General features: G+C 69.1%; 15 protein-coding genes. 12 read left to right on the plus strand and 3 right to left on the minus strand.

Features of this window, described 5'->3' with window-relative positions; genetic code table 11:
- Positions 1 to 425: 425 nt before the first annotated feature.
- Together ABZ845_RS22215 and ABZ845_RS22220 are read left to right on the plus strand one after the other, a co-directional pair.
- Positions 426 to 2,753, plus strand: a complete 2,328-nt coding sequence (locus ABZ845_RS22215; protein WP_360982270.1) for an immune inhibitor A domain-containing protein — start codon at positions 426 to 428, stop codon at positions 2,751 to 2,753.
- A gap of 170 nt (positions 2,754 to 2,923) precedes the next feature.
- Positions 2,924 to 3,256: a hypothetical protein gene (locus tag ABZ845_RS22220; RefSeq protein WP_360982272.1), complete on the plus strand. Its 333-nt coding sequence runs from the start codon at positions 2,924 to 2,926 to the stop codon at positions 3,254 to 3,256.
- 70 nt (positions 3,257 to 3,326) lie between these two features.
- Here the strand turns inward: ABZ845_RS22220 and ABZ845_RS22225 are convergent, their stop codons facing one another.
- Together ABZ845_RS22225 and ABZ845_RS22230 are read right to left on the minus strand one after the other, a co-directional pair.
- On the minus strand, positions 3,327 to 3,917 hold the full coding sequence (locus ABZ845_RS22225; protein ID WP_360982274.1) for an isochorismatase family protein: 591 nt from the start codon (positions 3,915 to 3,917) through the stop codon (positions 3,327 to 3,329).
- 248 nt (positions 3,918 to 4,165) lie between these two features.
- A complete protein-coding gene (locus tag ABZ845_RS22230) occupies positions 4,166 to 5,494 on the minus strand; it encodes a nicotinate phosphoribosyltransferase (protein ID WP_360982276.1) in 1,329 nt (442 codons plus the stop codon).
- A 95-nt stretch (positions 5,495 to 5,589) separates the two neighbouring features.
- Here ABZ845_RS22230 and clpS point away from each other — a divergent pair, with 95 nt between their 5' ends.
- From clpS to ABZ845_RS22275, 9 genes are all read left to right on the plus strand, one after another.
- Positions 5,590 to 5,907, plus strand: coding sequence for an ATP-dependent Clp protease adapter ClpS (gene clpS, locus ABZ845_RS22235; protein WP_360982278.1), 318 nt, complete (start codon positions 5,590 to 5,592; stop codon positions 5,905 to 5,907).
- Positions 5,908 to 5,918: 11 nt separating this feature from the next.
- A complete protein-coding gene (locus ABZ845_RS22240) occupies positions 5,919 to 6,524 on the plus strand; it encodes a DUF2017 domain-containing protein (protein ID WP_360982280.1) in 606 nt (201 codons plus the stop codon).
- A gap of 355 nt (positions 6,525 to 6,879) precedes the next feature.
- On the plus strand, positions 6,880 to 8,331 hold the full coding sequence (locus ABZ845_RS22245) for an amino acid permease (protein ID WP_360982282.1): 1,452 nt from the start codon (positions 6,880 to 6,882) through the stop codon (positions 8,329 to 8,331).
- An 84-nt stretch (positions 8,332 to 8,415) separates the two neighbouring features.
- The gene (locus ABZ845_RS22250) at positions 8,416 to 8,838 is read left to right on the plus strand and encodes a M67 family metallopeptidase (protein WP_360982284.1); all 423 of its coding nucleotides are present in this window, start codon (positions 8,416 to 8,418) and stop codon (positions 8,836 to 8,838) included.
- Between the two features lie 115 nt (positions 8,839 to 8,953).
- On the plus strand, positions 8,954 to 9,049 hold the full coding sequence (locus ABZ845_RS22255; protein WP_360982286.1) for a putative leader peptide: 96 nt from the start codon (positions 8,954 to 8,956) through the stop codon (positions 9,047 to 9,049).
- Between the two features lie 148 nt (positions 9,050 to 9,197).
- The gene (locus tag ABZ845_RS22260) at positions 9,198 to 9,476 is read left to right on the plus strand and encodes a MoaD/ThiS family protein (protein WP_360982288.1); all 279 of its coding nucleotides are present in this window, start codon (positions 9,198 to 9,200) and stop codon (positions 9,474 to 9,476) included.
- Positions 9,477 to 9,481: 5 nt separating this feature from the next.
- Positions 9,482 to 10,432: a cysteine synthase gene (locus ABZ845_RS22265; RefSeq protein ID WP_360982290.1), complete on the plus strand. Its 951-nt coding sequence runs from the start codon at positions 9,482 to 9,484 to the stop codon at positions 10,430 to 10,432.
- 428 nt (positions 10,433 to 10,860) lie between these two features.
- Positions 10,861 to 12,945, plus strand: coding sequence for a putative Ig domain-containing protein (locus tag ABZ845_RS22270; RefSeq protein WP_360982292.1), 2,085 nt, complete (start codon positions 10,861 to 10,863; stop codon positions 12,943 to 12,945).
- Positions 12,946 to 13,094: 149 nt separating this feature from the next.
- Positions 13,095 to 13,646 carry a hypothetical protein gene (locus ABZ845_RS22275; protein WP_360982294.1) on the plus strand — a complete coding sequence of 184 codons (552 nt, stop codon included), beginning with the start codon at positions 13,095 to 13,097 and terminating at the stop codon, positions 13,644 to 13,646.
- A gap of 83 nt (positions 13,647 to 13,729) precedes the next feature.
- Here ABZ845_RS22275 and ABZ845_RS22280 read toward each other — a convergent pair whose 3' ends face one another.
- Entirely contained in the window at positions 13,730 to 14,170 is a 441-nt protein-coding gene (locus ABZ845_RS22280; protein WP_360982296.1) for a type II toxin-antitoxin system PemK/MazF family toxin, read from the minus strand.
- A gap of 246 nt (positions 14,171 to 14,416) precedes the next feature.
- Here ABZ845_RS22280 and ABZ845_RS22285 point away from each other — a divergent pair, with 246 nt between their 5' ends.
- Positions 14,417 to 15,169 carry an MBL fold metallo-hydrolase gene (locus tag ABZ845_RS22285; protein ID WP_360982298.1) on the plus strand — a complete coding sequence of 251 codons (753 nt, stop codon included), beginning with the start codon at positions 14,417 to 14,419 and terminating at the stop codon, positions 15,167 to 15,169.
- Positions 15,170 to 15,239: the final 70 nt, after the last annotated feature.

The raw sequence follows: 15,239 nt of genomic DNA on the forward strand, positions 1-15,239 counted from the left end.
GGACAACGTCGGTGGATCCCGGGGGACTTGGGGCGCATCAGGGATCGCGCGGTGACAACGGTGTCGGCAGGGCGATCGGCCACCCTTCCGGCGCTCCGCCCGCCGACTCTATTCGCCTGCATGCCCGAGTGGAACGGCTGGTAAGCGTGACCTAACCCACGGTGCCGATGCACAGGGGGCGCACGGTGTCATGCAGTCCTCCTGCCGGCCGGGTTGTGCGCGCCGGTTGATGCGCAAGCATGCGCTCCGCATGGCGAACACCTCAATCCGTTAATGCACTTGGTATGTTCAAGTCAAGATCTGTCTTTTCTCTTAAACCTCCGGTCAAATGTCGTCACTTGACACACGCGTACACCGCGCGCGGACTCTCCGTGACCAGGACTCCTCTGCCGCGCGTTCGGTCGACGCGGCAGGGAGGATTCCAAGTGACAAGCAGATCCTGGACGTTCAGAGCGGGCGCGGCACTCGCCGCGTTCGCGGCGGCCACCGCCGGCCTCTCAGCGTCCGCCATGGCTCAGCCCGCCGGGCAGAACAGTCCGCCGGCCGCCGCGCACCGGCACGACCCGCAGCCGGTGAACAGCAGGAAGCACGACTTCGACGGACCGCTGAGCAAGACTCGGGACGCTCAGCGCGAGGAAGCGCTGAACCGGGTCATCTCGGGCAAGGCCAAGGTCACCGACCGAGGCGCCTCGAAGGTGGTGAAGCTCGGCAACGGCAAGTACGTCGAACTGGCCCGCGAGCGGACAGACAAGATCTTCACCATCCTCGCGGAGTTCGGGAACAAGACGTCCGAGTACGGCGGCACCGCGGGCCCGGCACACAACGAGATCGCCGCGCCGGACCGCGCCACGGACAACAGCACGGCGTGGCAGGCGGACTACAACCGCCGGCACTACCAGGACCTCTACTTCTCCACGAACAAGAAGAAGACGTCCCTCAAGCAGTTCTACGAGAAGGCATCTTCAGGCCGGTACTCGGTCGACGGACAGGTCCAGGACTGGGTCAAGGTCGACTACAACGAGGCCCGTTACGGCTCCAACAAGTGCTCCACCTGTGCCTGGAACCTGGTCACCGACGCCCTGACCAAGTGGGTCGCCGACCGCAAGGCCGCCGGTGAGAGCGACGCCCGGATCAAGGCCGAGATATCCCAGTACGACCAGTGGGACCGGTACGACCACGACGGCGACGGCAACTTCAACGAGCCCGACGGCTACATCGACCACTTCCAGGTCGTGCATGCCGGTGAGGACGAGTCCGCGGGCGGCGGCGCGCAGGGCGAGGACGCCATCTGGGCCCACCGCTGGTACGCGTACGGCACGGACGCCGGCAAGACCGGCCCCGAGGGCAACAAGCTCGGTGGCACCCCGGTCGGCGACACCGGCATCTGGGTCGGCGACTACACGATCCAGCCCGAGAACGGCGGACTCGGCGTCTTCGCCCACGAGTACGGTCACGACCTGGGCCTGCCGGACAACTACGACACCACCGGCGCCGCCGACAACTCCACCGGATTCTGGGACCTGATGTCCTCCGGTTCCTGGCTCGGCATGGGCAAGGACAGCATCGGCGACACCCCCGGTGACTTCACCGCCTGGGACAAGCTCCAGCTCGGCTGGCTGAACTACAAGAGCGTCGCCTCCGGCAAGACGTCGCTGTCGAAGATCGGGTACTCGGAGTACAACACCAAGAACCCGCAGGCGCTGGTCGTCACCCTGCCGAAGAAGACCGTCACCACGCAGCTCGTCACACCGGCGAGCGGCTCGTACCAGTGGTGGAGCGGCAGCGGCAACGGTCTCAACAACACCCTGACCCGCGATGTCGACCTGACGGGCAAGTCGTCGGCCGCGCTGTCCCTCAAGGGCTACTACGACATCGAGAAGGACTACGACTTCCTGTACACGGAGGCCTCCACCGACGGCGGCGCCACCTGGAAGGCGCTGGACGGAACGGTGAACGGCACCGCGATCCCGCGCGACGCCAGCGGCGCGCCCGTCCTCACCGGCACCATCGACAAGTACGCCGACCTGGTCTACCCCCTCGACGCCTACGCCGGTAAGCCGGTCAAGCTGCGCTTCCGCTACACCACGGACACGGGTGTCGCGCAGAAGGGCTTCGCGGCGGACGACATCACCATCACCGCCGACGGCTCCACCGTCTTCAGCGACGGCGCCGAGAACGGCACGGGCGACTGGGCGGCGAACGGCTTCTCGGTCAAGGGCGCGTCCTTCAGCGGCGAGTTCCCGCAGTACTACATCGCCGAGAACCGCCAGTACGTGTCGTACGACAAGACCCTCAAGCTCGGCCCGTACAACTTCGGCTTCCAGACCACCAGGCCGAACTGGGTCGAGCACTACGCGTACCAGAACGGTCTGCTGGTCTGGCTCTGGGACACCTCGCAGTCCGACAACAACGTCAGCGCCCACCCGGGCGAGGGCCTGATCCTGCCGGTCGACGCGAACGCGAAGCCGCTGAAGTGGGCGGACGGGACGTACATGCGCACCCGCATCCAGGGCTTCGACTCCACGTTCTCCCTGGAGCGGACGGACGCGATCACGCTGCACAACAACGGCGTGGCCACGAAGATCAAGAGCCGGCCCGGCGTTCCGGTCTTCGACGACCACAAGGGCACCTACTACTACTCCGAGACGCCGTACGCGGGCGTGAAGGTGCCGGACACACACACCAGGATCAGGCTGCTGCACCAGACGCACGACGGCTCCGTACTGACGGTAGCGGTCACACCGTCGAAGTAGCGGCTCCGCGGACGATCTTGTCCAACGTGGCGCTGCTCACATACTGAGTACTGTCTTCGCAGGTCAGAGCATGATCGGCCGCGACCCCCTGGCGGGTCGCGGCCGATCGTGTTTAGGTGCGTCCTGTAGCCGACTTATTGACACCAGGTCTCACGGGGGTGTGACACACAATGGCCGCAGGAGGCTTCTGCAAGCTGCCGAACGGCAGCGTGGTGGTCGCTCTGAACCTGCCCAGCACGGGTTCGGGCAGCGGCTTCGTCCGCGTGCTCGTACTCGCCCAGAACCGCGCCCGCGCACTGACGCGCCTGCGCAATCTGGGCATGCGGGCGGTGTATCTGCGCGGCAACGCGGCCCCGCCGACGCCCGACGAGGTGACGGCGGTCCTCCACCATCCCGACGGCCTGATATGGCGCACGGCGCCAGGCGGGGCGGGCCAGGAGCTGACCCAGGAGCTGTGGCACCCGATCAGGGCGCTGCTGCGGAGGGAGACGGCACAGGCCTAGGACCTCACGGGGCGCGGACACGGTCTGCGCCCCGCCGAACCGTCCCAGGGCCCGATCCAAACGAGAGGCCCTAGGAGACGACCGGCTTGCCCGACAGCTCCACCCCGGCCTCCCGGAGCTCCTCCAGCGCCCGCTCGGTGGTCTCCTGGGACACCCCGGCCGTCAGGTCCAGCAGTACATGGGTGCGCAGGCCTCGCCGTACGGCGTCCAGCGCGGTGGCGCGCACGCAGTGGTCCGTGGCGATGCCCACGACGTCCACCTCGTCGATCTCCCGCGACCGCAGCCAGTCCCCGAGCGGCACCCCGTTCTCGTCGGCCCCTTCGAAGCCGCTGTACGCCGCCGAGTAGGCCCCCTTGTCGAACACGGCGTCTACGGCGCCGGAGGCGACGGCGGGCGCGAAGTTCGGGTGGAAGCCCACGCCCTCCGTGCCCGCCACGCAGTGCGCGGGCCATGAGCGGACGTAGTCGGGGTTGTCGTCGAAGTGCCCGCCGGGCGCGATGTGGTGGTCCCGGGTGGCGACGACATGGCGGTAGCCGGCCGGGACGGCCTGCCCGATCAGCTCGGTGATCGCGGCGGCCACGTCCGCACCTCCCGCCACCGCGAGGCTGCCGCCTTCACAGAAGTCGTTCTGTACGTCTACGACGATCAGGGCGCGGCGCATGGTCGGTGTCCTTCGGCTCGGCGGCGGCTGGGAGAGGGGAGAGGGGGTGCGGAGCCCGGCCGTCTGTACGAACTACCGAGCCTAGAGACTCCGGGGGCCGGGCGGGAGGGGGCATGTGGCGGTCGGCAGGGTGCGCGGGTGCGCTGCCGTTGCATTCCCCCCGGCGGGCCGTTCATGCGCCCTGCCGGACGGGTCGGCCGAAGCCGCATCCCGCACCTGCCCCTGTCCTCACCCTGGCACCGGAGGTGTCACACGTATTCGGTCGGCAGCACCGGTTCGCCGCGCGACAGCTGCGTCGCCGACAACGGCAGACCGGCCCGTGCGGCGGTGTGCCGGTCACGCGCGGCGTCCAGCGGCTCGCGCGCCACCACCTGGCCGTCCCTGACCAGCCGCACCAGCAGCTGCCGGTCCGCGAGGTCGTCCGGCACCGGCCCGGTGCCGATCACCTCGGTCTGCGCCACGCCCTGCTCGTCCAGCCGGCGCGCCGCCCACTTGCGCCCGCCGATGGACGTCTTGCCGCCCATCGACTTCTTCGCCACCGGCATCAGCGGAGCGCCGGGGTCCGCCGACTCGGCACGCGCGACCAGCTTGTACACCATCGAGCAGGTCGGATGGCCCGAACCCGTCACCAGCTGGGTGCCGACGCCGTACGCGTCCACCGGCGCCGCGCGCAGCGACGCGATGGCGTACTCGTCCAGATCGGAGGTCACGACGATCTTCGTCTCGGTCGCGCCCAGCTCGTCGAGCTGATGCCGCACCCGGTGCGCGATCACCAGCAGATCGCCGGAGTCGATGCGCACCGCGCCCAGTCCGGGCCCGGCGACCTCGACGGCGATGCGTACGGCCTCGGCGACGTCGTACGTGTCCACGAGCAGCGTGGTGTCCCGGCCCAGCGACTCGACCTGGGCCTGGAAGGCGCCTCGCTCGGTGTCGTGCAGCAGAGTGAAGGCGTGCGCGGACGTCCCCACGGTCGGGATGTCGTACCGGAAGCCCGCGGCCAGGTCCGAGGTGGTGGTGAAGCCGCCGACGTACGCGGCCCGCGCGGCTGCCACGGCGGCGAGTTCATGAGTGCGCCGCGCCCCCATCTCGATGAGCGGCCGGCCGCCGGCGGCGGACGACATACGGGAGGCCGCGGCGGCCACGGCGGAGTCGTGGTTGAGGATGGACAGGATGAGGGTCTCCAGCAGCACGCACTCGCCGAAGGAGCCCTCGACCCGCATCACCGGCGAGCCCGGGAAGTACACCTCGCCCTCCGGATAGCCCCAGATGTCACCGGTGAAGCGGTAGCCGGCGAGCCACTGGAGGGTCTTGTCGTCGACGACCCGGCGCTCCCTGAGGAAGGCCAGCACGCGCCCGTCGAAGCGGAAGTTCTCGACCGCGTCCAGGACGCGCCCGGTCCCGGCCACGACACCGTAGCGGCGGCCCTCCGGCAGCCGCCGGGTGAAGACCTCGAAGACGGAGCGCCGCTCGGCGCTGCCCGCCTCCAGGGCGGCCCGCAGCATCGTCAGCTCGTAGTGGTCGGTGAAGAGGGCCGTCGAGGGCACGTCCACCGGCAGCCCAAGGTCCGCAGTGTTCATGGCCGCCGATCGTACTCCCATTTCGTCAGAGTGACGATTTATGAAGGGCGCGGTTGTGGTGCCCATTTGTGCGCGCCCCCCTGTGTGGTGGCAGCATGGGCCGTGTGACGGCTCCCGCACCCCTAGAGATCGAAAAGACAGAGTCGGCGGAGGAAGAGTTCGCCGTACCCGAACCCGATGTCCCGTGGGTGACGATCGTCCACAACGACCCGGTCAACCTGATGAGCTACGTGACGTATGTCTTCCAGGCGTACTTCGGTTACTCGAAGGACAAGGCCACCAAACTCATGCTCGACGTCCACCACAAGGGCCGGGCGGTCGTCTCCAGCGGAAGCCGCGAGGAGATGGAACGCGATGTGCAGGCGATGCACGGATACGGTTTGTGGGCCACCCTCCAGCAGGACCGGAAGTAACGACCTCCCTGATGTCAGGACACTTCGAATCGCTCCCCGGCGGCGGCGCCTCCGTCGCACTCGACGACGTCGAGATCTCCATCATCCGGTCGCTCGCCGTGCAGCTGCTGGAACTCATCGGGCCCGGCCCCGCGGAGGACGGCGGCGAGGACCCGCTCGCCGAACTCTTCGCCGAGGGCCCCAGTGAGCCGCCCTCCGACCCCGTGCTGCGCCGGCTGTTCCCGGACGCGTACGGCGGCCCCGGCGGTGACCCGGCCTCGCTCGAGGAGGCCGAGGAACAGCGCGAGCACTCGGCCGAGTTCCGCCGCTTCACCGAGAACGACCTGCGTGCGCGCAAGCGCGAGGACGCCCTCGCGGTGATCCGCTCGCTGGACTCGCTGGCCTCGGCGAGCGGCGAGGGCGGCGTCCTCAAGCTGTCGCGCGAGGAGTCCGGGCGGTGGCTCGGCGCGCTGAACGATCTGCGCCTCGCGATCGCCTCCCGGCTCGACGTCCTCCATGAGGACGACGCGGATCACCTCTACCAGCTGCCGGACGACGACCCGCGCAAGCCGATGGTGATGGCCTATCTCTGGCTCGGCGGTCTCCAGGAGACCCTCGTCACCACCCTTATGCCCTGATCTCTCCGCTATGTTCCAGACGGGCTTTGCCCGACCGTGACCTCCCGTTCGCTCAGCGGACGCTCAAATCCGGATAACGATCGCGTCACCGTTGCGGCCTGGTATGGCCGTTCAGGTGGTTCTTTGTCCGGTCTTTCCCGTGTCCTGCGCCACGGCGGGCCCGGCTGATCGACGTTGTGGCCGTGATAGACCTTCACGACCGCCCGACAGGACACCACCCATGTCCGGTCGGGTGCGCCACCGAGCCGGCGGATCGCCGGCCAGGCACAGCTCCATCACATCCGGGGGGTTCGGAAAACGGTCCGGGGTCACGCGACTGAGTGACCCGGAACGGCGTGGAGAAAGGCGCACCTACATGACCTCATCGCAGGTCGGCAAGAAGTACGACGGCAGTGAGGCCGTGGGCGGCGACGCCCCCGAAGAGGGGTACGAGCGCGGGCTCGGCAGCCGCCAGGTCCAGATGATCGCGATCGGCGGCGCCATCGGCGTCGGCCTCTTCCTGGGTGCCGGGGCGAACATCGCCAAGGCCGGACCCAGTCTGATCTTCATGTACGCCATCGCGGGCGTGATCATCTTCTTCATCATGCGGGCGCTCGGCGAGCTGCTCCTGTACCGCCCGGTCTCGGGCTCCTTCGCGGAGTACTCCCGGGAGTTCCTCGGCCCGTTCTTCGGCTACTTCACGGGCTGGACGTACTGGCTGATGTGGGTGGTGACCGGCATGGCCGAGCTGACGGCCGCCGCGATCTACGTCCACTACTGGTTCCCGTCCATCCCCCAGTGGGTGACGGCACTGGTCTTCCTGGTGGTCCTGTTCGTGGCCAACCTGATCTCGGTGAAGCTGTTCGGCGAGATCGAGTTCTGGTTCTCGATGGTCAAGGTCACCGCGCTCATCGGCATGATCATCATCGGTCTGGGCGTGCTGACCTTCGGCTTCAGTGCCGCCGGTGACACCGCCTCGGTCTCCAACCTCTGGCAGTTCCACGGGATCTTCCCGCACGGCATCGGCTCCTCGCTGATGACCCTCCAGGGCGTCATGTTCGCCTACCTCGCCGTCGAGCTGGTCGGGGTGACGGCCGGTGAGTCGGAGAACCCGGAGAAGACCCTCCCCAAGGCGATCAACACGCTGCCCTGGCGCATCGCGATCTTCTACATCGGCGCCCTCACCGTGATCCTCTGCGTGGTGAAGTGGACCGAGTTCGGGGCCGGGGTGAGCCCGTTCGTCAAGGCGTTCGCGGAGATCGGCATCCCGGCGGGCGCGGGCATCGTCAACTTCGTCGTGCTGACGGCGGCCCTGTCCTCCTGCAACTCCGGCATGTACTCAACCGGGCGCATGCTGCGCAACCTCGCCGACAGCGGCGAGGCCCCGAAGGCGGTCGGCAAGCTGTCGGCGTCCAAGACCCCGGCCCTCGGCATCACCATCTCGGTCGCCTTCATGGCCATCGGCGTGGTCCTCAACTACATCGTCCCGGAGAAGGCCTTCGGCTACGTCACCTCGGTGGCCACCGCGGCCGGCATCTGGACCTGGCTGATGATCCTGGTCAGTCACGTTCTCTACCGCCGTGCGGTCCGCGCGGGCCGACTGCCCGCCTCCGCGTTCCCCGCGCCCGGCGGTGTGGTGGGCAGCTGGATCGCGATCGTGTTCCTGCTCTTCGTCACCGGCCTGATCGCCTATGACAGCGAGTCCCGCACCTGCCTGTATGTGATGGCGGGCTGGGCGGTCGCCCTCGGCGTCGGCTGGGCCGTGCTGAAGGCGCGCAACCCGCAGGTCGCCCAGCGCCGCGAGCCGGAGCTGGAGAACGTCGGCTGAGTCCGACGCTGCCGTAGCTCACCATGTGGGCCGCTTCGTACCATCCCTCGGTACGAAGCGGCCCTTCTGCTTATCCTGACCGTCATGCTGACCATCACGAAGGCCCTGTACGACCAGATCGTCGCGCACGCCCGCGAGGACCACCCCGACGAGGCGTGCGGCGTGGTCGCGGGCCCGGTGGGCTCGGGGCGCCCCGAGCGCTTCATCCCGATGCTGAACGCGGCGCGCTCGCCCACGTTCTACGAGTTCGACTCGGGCGATCTGCTCAAGCTGTACCGGGAGATGGACGACCGCGACGAGGAGCCGGTGGTCATCTACCACTCCCACACCGCGACCGAGGCGCACCCGTCCCGCACCGACATCTCCTACGCCAACGAGCCGGGCGCCCACTACGTCCTGGTCTCGACCGCCGACACGGACGACGCGGGCCCCTTCCAGTTCCGCTCGTTCCGTATCGTCGACGGCGAGGTGACCGAGGAGGAGGTCACCGTGGTGGAGAGCTACTGATCCACCGCCGAACCGGGTGCCGGCCCCTGTGGCTGATCCCGTCATTCGATCAGAGTTCATCCACGATGCGAGATCACACTCCGGGCAGCGCCCGGGGAATCGATACGATGACCCCATGGTTCTCCAGGACGTGAGCAAGAAGGCGCCGGGCACGCTGCTCGTGGCGCGGCTGCACGTCGACCTGTGCAGACTCAGCAGCGCCATCTGTTGACGCCACCCCGCCGCCGTACGGACACGCGCCGCGGTGGCCCTCTCGTGCACGACCACGCTCTCGCGCCGCCGCGCGCCCTCCTCCGAGCCCACGGAACCGCTCGGGCGGGGGCACCCCATCCAGACTCTTCCGACAGGAGCCCCGAGCCATGGCCATCGAGGTCCGCATCCCCACCATCCTCCGCCAGTACACCGACGGCCAGAAGGCCGTCGAGGGCGACGGGGCGACCCTCGCCGAGCTGTTCGCCGACCTCGAGACCCGGCACGCGGGCATCCAGGCCCGCATCGTCGACGAGGGCGAGCTGCGCCGCTTCGTGAACGTCTACCTGAACGACGAGGACGTCCGCTTCCTCGAAGGCATCAACACCAAGGTCGCCGACGGCGACAACGTGACGATCCTGCCGGCCGTCGCCGGTGGCATGGCCTGATTCGTATGCGCTACAACTCCCCGCTGGCCGCGGTGGGCAACACCCCTCTGGTGTGCCTGCCGCGGCTGTCGCCGTCCCCCGACGTCCGTATCTGGGCCAAGCTGGAGGACCGCAACCCGACCGGCTCGGTCAAGGACCGCCCCGCACTGCACATGATCGAGCAGGCGGAGAAGGCCGGCCGGCTGACCCCCGGCTGCACGATCCTGGAGCCCACCTCCGGCAACACGGGCATCTCCCTGGCCATGGCGGCGAAGCTCAAGGGCTACCGCATGGTGTGCGTGATGCCGGAGAACACGTCGAAGGAGCGCCGCGACCTGCTGGGCATGTGGGGCGCCGAGATCATCTCCAGCCCGGCCGCGGGCGGTTCCAACACCGCGGTACGTGTCGCCAAGGAACTGGCGGCCGAGCACCCGGACTGGGTGATGCTCTACCAGTACGGCAACCCGGACAACGCGGGCGCCCACTATGCGACGACCGGCCCCGAGATCCTCGCCGACCTGCCCTCCATCACGCACTTCGTGGCCGGACTCGGCACCACCGGCACGCTGATGGGCGTGGGCCGCTATCTGCGCGAGCGCAGGCCGGATGTGAAGATCGTCGCGGCGGAACCCCGCTACGACGACCTGGTGTACGGCCTCAGGAACCTCGACGAGGGCTTCGTACCGGAGCTGTACGACGCCTCGGTCCTCACCACCCGCTTCTCGGTCGGCTCGGCGGACGCGGTGACGCGCACCCGTGAACTCCTCCAGCAGGAGGGCATCTTCGCGGGCGTCTCCACCGGCGCCGCCCTGCATGCCGCCATCGGAGTCGGCCGCAAGGCCGTCAAGGCGGGCGAGAGCGCCGATATCGTCTTCATCGTTGCCGACGGCGGGTGGAAGTACCTGTCGACGGGCGTCTACACGGCGGCCACCACGGAGGAGGCCATCGAGACGCTCCACGGCCAGCTCTGGGCGTAGGGTTCACCGGGCCCTGTCCGCAGGGCCGCTGGTCACCGGGCCCCTGTCCAAGGGGCCAACTCCCGCCTGACCGACGGTGAACACCTAGTCAAGGATCGTCGCCGAATCAACTATGAACATGTCAACCCCCTCCTATGAGGGGGCTAAGTGATCCTCATTTACCGGCAAAGATCTCTTCGGGGGGCTGCCGGCCCGCATCCGTGACGGGTTAGGTTCTGGCCCGCACCCTGTCATGTCACGTTCATTCGACAAACGGGTGCGTTCCAGATGTTCCGAATGTCATGGCCATGATCGCGCGGACCACCGCCGCTACGCGCGTCACAGCCTGACATCCAGCTTGTGAATCCCCAGTTCCGGCTGCGGTTCCGCGTACGACCCCACCCAGGTCGGCGCGGCTCCGGCCTCAAATCAAGAGAGGCAGCACCCCCATGCGTGAGTCACGCCCGAGCAAGCGGCGCCGGAGTCCCCGAAGACTCCTCAGCATCGTCTTCCCGGCACTCTCCCTCACCGTCGCAGGTTTCGTGGCGGCACCGGCCGCCGGGGCGCAGAGCGCCCTCGACACCGCGCACTCCTCGCACCCCTCCCGCGTCACCCAGAACTCCGAAGCGCTGACGTCCCCCTCGGCCCAGGCCGTCCACACCACCGGCAAGGCGGGCCAGAAGGTCCCGACCAAGCACCTGTGCGGCGCACCCACCCCGGGCCACGCCTCCTGCTTCGCCCAGCGGCGTACCGACATCAAGCAGCAGCTCGCCTCGGCGATGGCCGCCACCGCCTCCACGCCCTCCGGCCTGAGCCCGGCCAACCTGCACAGCGCCTACAACCTGCCCTCGACCGGTGGCTCCGGCCTGACGGTCGCGATCGTCGACGCGTACAACGACCCCAACGCCGAGTCGGACCTGGCCACCTACCGTTCGCAGTACGGCCTGTCCTCCTGCACCAAGGCCAACGGCTGCTTCAAGCAGGTCAGCCAGACCGGCTCGACCACCTCGCTGCCCACGAACGACACCGGCTGGGCCGGTGAAGAGGCGCTCGACTTCGACATGGTCAGCGCCGTCTGCCCCAACTGCAACATCATCCTCGTCGAGGCCAACTCGGCCAACGACAGCGACCTCGGCACCGCCGAGAACGAGGCCGTCGCGCTGGGCGCCAAGTTCGTCTCCAACAGCTGGGGCGGCTCCGAGTCCTCCTCCCAGACCAGCGAGGACACCCAGTACTTCAAGCACCCCGGCGTCGCGATCACCGTCTCCGCGGGTGACGAGGCGTACGGCGCCGAGTACCCGGCCACGTCCCAGTACGTGACCGCCGTCGGCGGCACCGCGCTGAGCTCGTCCTCCAACTCCCGCGGCTGGACCGAGTCCGTGTGGAAGACCAGCAGCACCGAGGGCACCGGCTCCGGCTGCTCCGCCTACGACGCCAAGCCGAGCTGGCAGACCGACACCGGCTGCTCCAAGCGCATGGAGGCCGACGTCTCCGCGGTCGCCGACCCGGCCACCGGCGTCGCGGTCTACGACACCTACGGCGGCTCCGGCTGGTCGGTCGTCGGCGGCACCAGCGCCAGCTCGCCGATCATCGCCGGCGTCTACGCCCTCGCGGGCACCCCGGGCTCGACCGACTACCCGGCGAAGTACCCGTACCAGCACACCAGCAACCTGTACGACGTGACCAGCGGCAACAACGGCAGCTGCTCCCCGTCGTACTTCTGCACCGCGGGCACCGGCTACGACGGCCCGACCGGCTGGGGCACCCCGAACGGCACCAGCGCGTTCACCTCGGGCAGCACCTCCGGCAACACCGTGACCGTCACCGACCCCGGCAGCCAGTCCACCACGACCGGCGGCTCGGCCAGCCTCCAGATCTCGGCCTCCGACAGCGCGGGTGCGTCCCTCACCTACAGCGCGACCGGCCTGCCGACCGGCCTGTCGATCAGCAGCTCGACCGGCCTGATCTCCGGCACGGCGTCCACCGCGGGCACCTACCAGGTCACCGTCACCGCCAAGGACTCCACCGGCGCCACCGGCTCCACCTCGTTCACCTGGACCGTCGGCTCCGGCGGTGGCACCTGCTCCTCGTCGCAGCTCCTGGGCAACGCGGGCTTCGAGTCGGGCAACACCACCTGGTCCGCGTCCAGCGGTGTCATCACCAGCGACAGCGGTGAGGCGGCGCACAGCGGCTCGTACAAGGCGTGGCTCGACGGCTACGGCTCCGCGCACACCGACACGCTGTCCCAGTCGGTGACGATCCCGTCCGGCTGCAAGGCCACCTTCACCTTCTACCTGCACATCGACACGGCGGAGACCACCTCCAGCAGCCAGTACGACAAGCTGACGGTGACCGCCGGTTCGAAGACCCTGGCGACGTACTCGAACCTGAACGCCAACTCCGGCTACGCCCAGAAGTCCTTCGACCTGTCGTCCTACGCCGGGTCCACGATCACCCTGAAGTTCAGCGGTGCGGAGGACTCCTCCGAGCAGACCAGCTTCGTCGTCGACGACACCGCCGTCACGACCAGCTGAGGCATCGACGCGCCCAGGGCCCCGGCCGCCGCGTGCGGCCGGGGCCCCCTCGTGTTCGCATGGGGATCCTGAAGCGCCGCAGAAACGTCACAGCTTCACCAGGGCACAAACGAACGAGGAAACCAGACCGGAAAGGCGGCATTCCCCCCATGCGCCGTACGACGTTCCAGACGTTCCATCGGACCAGCGTCCTCACCGTCTCCGCGGCGGCGGCACTCCTCCTCGCGGGATGCGGCGGCAAGAGCGACAGCGGGGCGGCGGGCAGCGGCCCGGCGTCACCGTCGCGGCCCGCGTCCACCGCGCCGTCGAGTCCGTCGTCCCCCTCCACCGGCCCCACCGGGGCGCCGTCGGGGTCGGCGCCCGGCACGCCCACGGGCAAGGGCTGCGCACCCCAGCTCCAGCTTTCCGCGGCGGACAAGGGTCACACCGTGTGCCTGACGAAGGGCGGCCGTATCCGCCTCGAGCTGGACGGCACCAAGGACCGGCCTTGGACGCCCGTCAAGGCCACGGGCGGCGTGCTGAAGGCCACCAACGCCGGTGTCGCCATCCAGCGGGGAGACGCCGTCGCCGCGTTCGACGCGGTCGCGCCCGGCACGGTGCAGCTGACCGCCACCCGGCCCCTGTGCGCCAAGCACCCCGGGCAGGTGTCGTGCCTGGGCATCGAGCAGTGGACGGTCACGGTGACGGTGGCCAAGCCGTAAGGACGCGGCGCCGGGGCCGGCCCGCGGGTGTCCGCCGAGGGTGTCCTCTTGAGGGCGGAGTCCTGAGGACCACCCGGGGCCGGTCACCCCGCGAGGTACCGCACCTGGTCCCACAGCAACGGGTCCACCACGCCCACCCGGCGCCGGAAGTCCCACAGCGGCACATCCCGCAGTTCATCGGTCTCCAGGAAGCTGGGCCGCCCGTGGGCGTCGGCCACCGTCCCGGGCGGCAGCGGGATCACCCCCGCCCGCTCGTCGTGGTAGCGGCTGGTGATCTTCGCGACGGTCGCGCTGTCCCCGTGCACCGCCAGCACCAGGCACGGCCGGTCCTTGCGCCCGGTCCGGTCCTCGTACGGCACGCTCGCCCACCAGATCTCGGCCGGCCGCGGATGCGCCTGGGCGTGTCCCGGCGGACGCGTGGCCGTACGGCGGCGGCGCTGTCCGCGCCCCCAGCCGTCCACCAGCGTCGCGACCAGTGCGAGCAGCACCACCGCCGCCAGCGCCAGCCACCAGGACGTATCCATATGGATGACGGTACCGGCGCGTGCGGCGCATTGCCCGCACTTCACAAGTGCCGTGCGCCCCAACGTGCTTCCTGTGCGCCCGAGGTCCAGCCGAACCGGTGACACCACAGGTGAGTTCGCCCACAACGGCCCCTGGCAGAGGAGCGACCCGCCCTTTCGCGCCTTACGCTCGACGGACCGCACGACCCCCGTCACCGTTCCCGTCCCTGCCTTCTGCACTTTCTGCCACGCGGAGGTTCCGGCTTTATGAAGCTCACCGTCGTCGGCTGCTCGGGGTCGTTTCCGTCCGCGGAATCGGCCTGCTCGAGCTACCTCGTCGAGGCCGACGGCTTCAGGCTGCTCCTCGACATGGGCAATGGCGCCCTGGGCGAGCTGCAGCGCCACTGCGGTCTCTACGACCTCGACGCGATCTTCCTCAGCCATCTGCACGCCGATCACTGCATCGACATGCTCGGGTATTTCGTCGCTCGCTACTACCGCCACGACGGCGGACGCGCGGAGCCGATCCCGGTCTACGGTCCTGAGGGCACCGAGCAGCGCCTGACCACCGCCTACGCCGACACCCCCTCGGCGTCCTCGATGAGCGAGGTCTTCGACTTCCACACGGTCAAGCCGGGAACGTTCGAGATCGGCCCCTTCACCGTCCACACGGATCGTGTGCGCCACCCCGTGGAGGCGTACGCCATTCGCGTCGAGCACGGCGGCAGGACGCTCACCTACTCGGGCGACACGGGTGTGAGCGAGGCCCTGGACGAACTCGCCCGCGACGCGGACCTTTTCCTGTGCGAGGCCGCGTTCACCCACGGCAAGGAGACCATCCCGGACCTCCACCTCAACGGCCGCGAGGCCGGCGAGACGGCAGCCCGCGCCGGTGCCCGGCGCCTGGTCCTCACCCACATCCCGCCGTGGACCGACCCCCAGGTCAACCTGGCGGACGCCCGCGCGGTCTACTCCGGACCGGTGGAGCTGGCGACGCCCAGGGCGTCGTACGAGATCTAGCCCCTCCCTTGCGGGAGAGCGGCCCCCGAAAATGCTTGAACGCCCGAAGGCCCCGGAACCTGAGCGCAGG

This window comes from Streptomyces sp. NPDC047022, from assembly GCF_040644155.1.
Classification (GTDB): Bacteria; Actinomycetota; Actinomycetes; order Streptomycetales; family Streptomycetaceae; genus Streptomyces.

Coding starts and splice junctions, on each gene's coding strand:
- ABZ845_RS22220 (WP_360982272.1), top strand. CDS start 2,924: ATGGCCGCAGGAGGCTTCTGCAAGCTGCCGAACGGCAGCGTGGTGGTC.
- ABZ845_RS22225 (WP_360982274.1), bottom strand. CDS start 3,917: ATGCGCCGCGCCCTGATCGTCGTAGACGTACAGAACGACTTCTGTGAA.
- ABZ845_RS22230 (WP_360982276.1), bottom strand. CDS start 5,494: ATGAACACTGCGGACCTTGGGCTGCCGGTGGACGTGCCCTCGACGGCC.
- clpS (WP_360982278.1), top strand. CDS start 5,590: ATGGGCCGTGTGACGGCTCCCGCACCCCTAGAGATCGAAAAGACAGAG.
- ABZ845_RS22240 (WP_360982280.1), top strand. CDS start 5,919: ATGTCAGGACACTTCGAATCGCTCCCCGGCGGCGGCGCCTCCGTCGCA.
- ABZ845_RS22245 (WP_360982282.1), top strand. CDS start 6,880: ATGACCTCATCGCAGGTCGGCAAGAAGTACGACGGCAGTGAGGCCGTG.
- ABZ845_RS22250 (WP_360982284.1), top strand. CDS start 8,416: ATGCTGACCATCACGAAGGCCCTGTACGACCAGATCGTCGCGCACGCC.
- ABZ845_RS22255 (WP_360982286.1), top strand. CDS start 8,954: ATGGTTCTCCAGGACGTGAGCAAGAAGGCGCCGGGCACGCTGCTCGTG.
- ABZ845_RS22260 (WP_360982288.1), top strand. CDS start 9,198: ATGGCCATCGAGGTCCGCATCCCCACCATCCTCCGCCAGTACACCGAC.
- ABZ845_RS22265 (WP_360982290.1), top strand. CDS start 9,482: ATGCGCTACAACTCCCCGCTGGCCGCGGTGGGCAACACCCCTCTGGTG.
- ABZ845_RS22270 (WP_360982292.1), top strand. CDS start 10,861: ATGCGTGAGTCACGCCCGAGCAAGCGGCGCCGGAGTCCCCGAAGACTC.
- ABZ845_RS22275 (WP_360982294.1), top strand. CDS start 13,095: ATGCGCCGTACGACGTTCCAGACGTTCCATCGGACCAGCGTCCTCACC.
- ABZ845_RS22280 (WP_360982296.1), bottom strand. CDS start 14,170: ATGGATACGTCCTGGTGGCTGGCGCTGGCGGCGGTGGTGCTGCTCGCA.
- ABZ845_RS22285 (WP_360982298.1), top strand. CDS start 14,417: ATGAAGCTCACCGTCGTCGGCTGCTCGGGGTCGTTTCCGTCCGCGGAA.